We start from the raw sequence: 3859 nt of genomic DNA, 5'->3' as shown, positions 1-3859 counted from the left end.
CGCCTTCGTAGGGAACGCGTTCATCGAGCTGTCCGTGCACGGCCACCACACCGATCGGGGCCGCCGGTGTGCAGCCTGTGATCTGCCGACTGGCTGCCACCACGGCGATGCCGGCGATTTCGGACGGGTGCTCACACGCGTAGCGGTACGCGAGCATCCCACCGTTGGAGAAGCCGACCAGAATCACCCGGTGACGGTCGATGGGATAGTGCTGTTCGAGATGGGAGATGAGGGCCCGCAGCCATCCGACGTCGTCGACATGCTCGGCGGCGGCCTGCCCGCAGCAGGTGCCGGCGTCCCACGATTTGTCCAGACCATCGGGATAGGCCACGGCGACGCCGGCACTGGCGGCGAGGGCATCGATGCCCCACTTCGCCTGGGGCTCGCGACCGTCGTTCGCAAGGCTGTGCAGCGCGACGACGAGCGGAAAGGGCCGCGGGGATGTGGCAGGCGGCAGGGTGAGGCGCAGCTGCGGCGTTCGCCCTGACCGTTCGTAGGCGTCCGGTCCGATCGTCGGGGTGGCGGCGCCAGCCACGGGCGTGATCGGCGTCCGGTGAGACCGGCTTACGGTGGCGCACCCCGCCAGGTACCAGGTCAGGACAAGTACGAACCCGGTGATGAGGCTGAGCATGGTGCGGCGACGCGAGGATGGCACCACTCGGATTTTGTCCCGCCCGCCAGACGGGCCTGTCATCGGTGTCGGTGTTGATCTCCTCGTGGACTGCGAAGGCCACGGGTGACGCTCGTCTCGCCATCCCGGCCGGTGTGTGGTGCGGGACCCGCGGTGGATCCGGGCAGGGCCGAAAAGACGCCTGACTCCGGTGGCGCGCCCTGGCTACCCAGGCCGCATCCCGACGGTGTCTGCAGTGTCGTTGGGGTTGTGGCGGGCGTTGGGGTTGTGGCCGCAGGCATTGGCGCGGACGCCGACATGTGATCTTTCGCTCGACCCCGGACGATGTCAGTGCCGGGCCCGTGCCCGTCTGTCCTGACCACGCCGAGACGGGGTCGGTCGGTCGGGCCGGTCCGGTCTACCGGATCGGTGACATCGGTAATATCGATGACATCGGCCAGGTCGGCTATATCAGCTACCTCGACATCACCAACATCTGTCAGGTCGGCTGTATCCGACGCGGCTGCCTCATCAGGACGCTCTGGCCGCGGGCTGATCGCGGCGGCGGCGCGCCGATAGCGGACAAACGCCTCCTGAGCGCGGTTCTCCAGGTTGTCGACCAGTTCGAGCTGCTCGCGGACACGACGCTCACCGGCTGGTCCGGCGGCGAGAAGGTCCGACAGGCAGCGGTCGACCGCGCGACGGGCCTGCAGCCAGACAAGGAGCAACCGGGAGCGCTCCAGGTCTGATGGCATGTCCACCGAAATGTCTCCCCCGCTTCCCGCGCTCCGCGCAGGTGGCCTGCGGCCGCGGACGGCCTGGGAACCCAGGCCGTCCGGCAGGCCGAATCCAGCGCGCCGCATGGCGGAGCGACGGGACCGGCGCCGCCGTTGGTCGCGACACTCCGTCGTACCCAGAGTGCCTCACCCACATCCCTCGCGTGCGTCAGTTCGCACAAGGAGCATGGGTGCGTCGTGGGGATCTCGGATGGTTTGGGTGGTCCTTGGGTCTGATGGCGTGGTGTTCGTGATTGCCGAGTGTGAGCATCGTTCCAGCTGTGACTGCCATGTCATATCTTTACGAAGTCATGTCGTTACGAGGTCAGGTTCTCCTGCGGCCAGGTTGTCACGACGGTTGCCCCGGCTCGGGGTCGAGGCCTGATCCGCCGGTTGCCGTGGACGTGTCCCGTTCGTGCTCGGGGATCGGATCCGCAGGGTCCGCCGTCTGCCCGCCGTTGCCGTGACCCGCCGCCACCAGATCACCGACCGGGTCACCGACCGGGTCACCGACCGGGTCACCGGCCGGGGCGCCGGCCGGGGCGCCGACGAGGTCGCTCACCGGGACGACCACCGGCTCCTCGGCGGCGGCACGAGCCCGGTTGTCCAGCCAGGTGGATCTGGCGGTCGTCAGCTCCGGGCCACCACGGCGTAGAACCTCCTCCCAGCGGCGTTGCATCGGACGAATCAGGCCACCACCCACCCCGACCACCGTCACCCCGGTGACCGTCGTGAGCAGGGCGTAGAGCATCGGGGTTGTCACTGCGGTGGCAAGTCCGAGTTCGTCGAGGGCGGCCTTGCCAAATCCGATCATTATGAGCACGGTTGTGGTGGTCGCTGCGGTGTTCGCGTAGTGAAGGCCGGTCAGCGCTTCGCCGACGAAGGCGCGGGCGGCCGATGCAAGGGTGACGCCGAGTACGAGCACCGCACAGGCGAGAATCGCGTGCGCGAGCAGGATGGCGAGGTCGCGGACGAGGTCGCTGACGGGGTTCGTGCCGAACAGGCCGAGGGCCAACTGGAAGAGCGCAAGGAGTGCAACGGCGAACACCAGCCGTAACACGCCGACGCGCAGCTCGTGGGCGGGCCGGCGGAGCGCGCGGGTGAGCCCACCCCGGTCGAGCAGGTTGTCGGCGCCGGCGCGGTCAAGGAGATGGTTGATGATTCTGATGACGGCGCGGACGGCCAGGCCGCCAGCGAACATGATGAACGCGAACGCCCCGATTTTTGGCACGATCTGAGCAAAATATGACCATACATCCGATAAGCCCTCATTCCACCCGGCGGCCTGCGGTGCCAATAGTCCCCACTCCCATCGCGACGGTCGTGCCCCAGGTCGGTTGCGCACCGGTCGGTCCTGCCCTGGTCGGTCGTGCGCTGGTCACTCGTGCACTGGTCACTCGTGCGTGTGGGCGCATTGTCACCTGACGATCGCTGTCTACCGATCGTTACCAGTTGCCCACCGCACGCACCGAAACAGCACACCTCATCGGTAACGATCGCACCATGTTGCCACACGGGCGCGGAAAGTAGCGTTCGTGTAGTCCGTCCGTGGATGCGCATGGCGTGGGTGTCACATGATTGTTCGCAGGCCGCCGCCTGGCGGGGGAGTATCGGAAGATCATGAACCGACTACTGGTTGGCGATCTTCCGGACGATCTGCCGCGCGACCCGGTTCACCACGGCCTGGTCGGGGTCGTCGAACACGCGGCCGACGACGAAGGAGCTCTGGACCTGGCCGTGGAACACGAACATCAGATCGAAGGTCATCGGTATCGGCGGCCCGTCCAGAGTCATGGTCGCCTTCACCCTGGTCAGTGCGCTGACGCCGGGGGGCGGCTTGCGGGCTGACGCTGCCCCAACCGTGAACGTGCTGCTGGCGGGCAGGTCAGCGGCCTTGGCGTACTCGCGTTGGAGCAGCTGGCCGACACAGGACGGGAAGGATGACTCGGCGGCGACTCGAACGGCATCCGCAATCACGTTGGCTGGATAGACCGCCGCCACGGATCCCATGAAGACCTGGCTGTCACTCGTGGTGAAGTACGGTCCCTTGGCCGAGTCCAGCGGCTCCACCTTCGACCCGGCGCTGGATTCACCCATGCACGAGGCGAAAGTGGTCATCGCGGCGACCGACAGCGCGCCACGGTTGTCCAGCGACGTATTGGCCCCGAAACCGGTCGTCTCCGGCCCCTCGGTCAGCACGTAGTCGTCGGCGTGCAGCGACGTACGGGCGGCCGCCTCCTGAGTCGGGGGCACGGGATCGGTTCCCACCGCGGCCGGACCAGGGACTTTTCCGCCTCCGCAGGAGCTGGTTGCGAGCCCCAGCAGGACGCAGACCAGACCGAGGCCGAGGGCCTGGACCCGCCCGCGCCGCGCCGCCAGCAACGTCCCCATCACCTGTGTACCCCCTGGATGCCGCCGTGGGTTCGGTTCGGCCGTTGCCATGGTCTCCGACAGCGCGAAAATCCATGATCGC

The 3859-nt window shown here is 67.6% G+C and carries 4 protein-coding genes; 1 reads left to right on the top strand and 3 read right to left on the bottom strand.

The window, feature by feature from the left end; all coding sequences use genetic code 11:
• Window positions 1–694 (bottom strand): alpha/beta hydrolase family esterase (locus U9980_RS14955; protein ID WP_322768468.1); only part of this gene is annotated, 694 nt, incomplete at its 3' end.
• Window positions 695–930: 236 nt separating this feature from the next.
• Between U9980_RS14955 and U9980_RS14950 the strand changes: the two genes are divergently transcribed.
• Window positions 931–1359 carry a hypothetical protein gene (locus U9980_RS14950; protein ID WP_322768467.1) on the top strand — a complete coding sequence of 143 codons (429 nt, stop codon included), beginning with the start codon at window positions 931–933 and terminating at the stop codon, window positions 1357–1359.
• A gap of 376 nt (window positions 1360–1735) precedes the next feature.
• Here the strand turns inward: U9980_RS14950 and U9980_RS14945 are convergent, their stop codons facing one another.
• Together U9980_RS14945 and U9980_RS14940 are read right to left on the bottom strand one after the other, a co-directional pair.
• On the bottom strand, window positions 1736–2731 hold the full coding sequence (locus tag U9980_RS14945; protein WP_322768466.1) for a mechanosensitive ion channel family protein: 996 nt from the start codon (window positions 2729–2731) through the stop codon (window positions 1736–1738).
• Between the two features lie 284 nt (window positions 2732–3015).
• On the bottom strand, window positions 3016–3859 hold an 844-nt coding region (locus U9980_RS14940; protein WP_322768465.1), incomplete at its 5' end, for a hypothetical protein.

This window comes from Protofrankia sp. Cr1 (assembly GCF_963555865.1).
Classification (GTDB): Bacteria; Actinomycetota; Actinomycetes; order Frankiales; family Frankiaceae; genus Protofrankia.
This window is presented reverse-complemented; position numbering and strand designations above follow the sequence as displayed.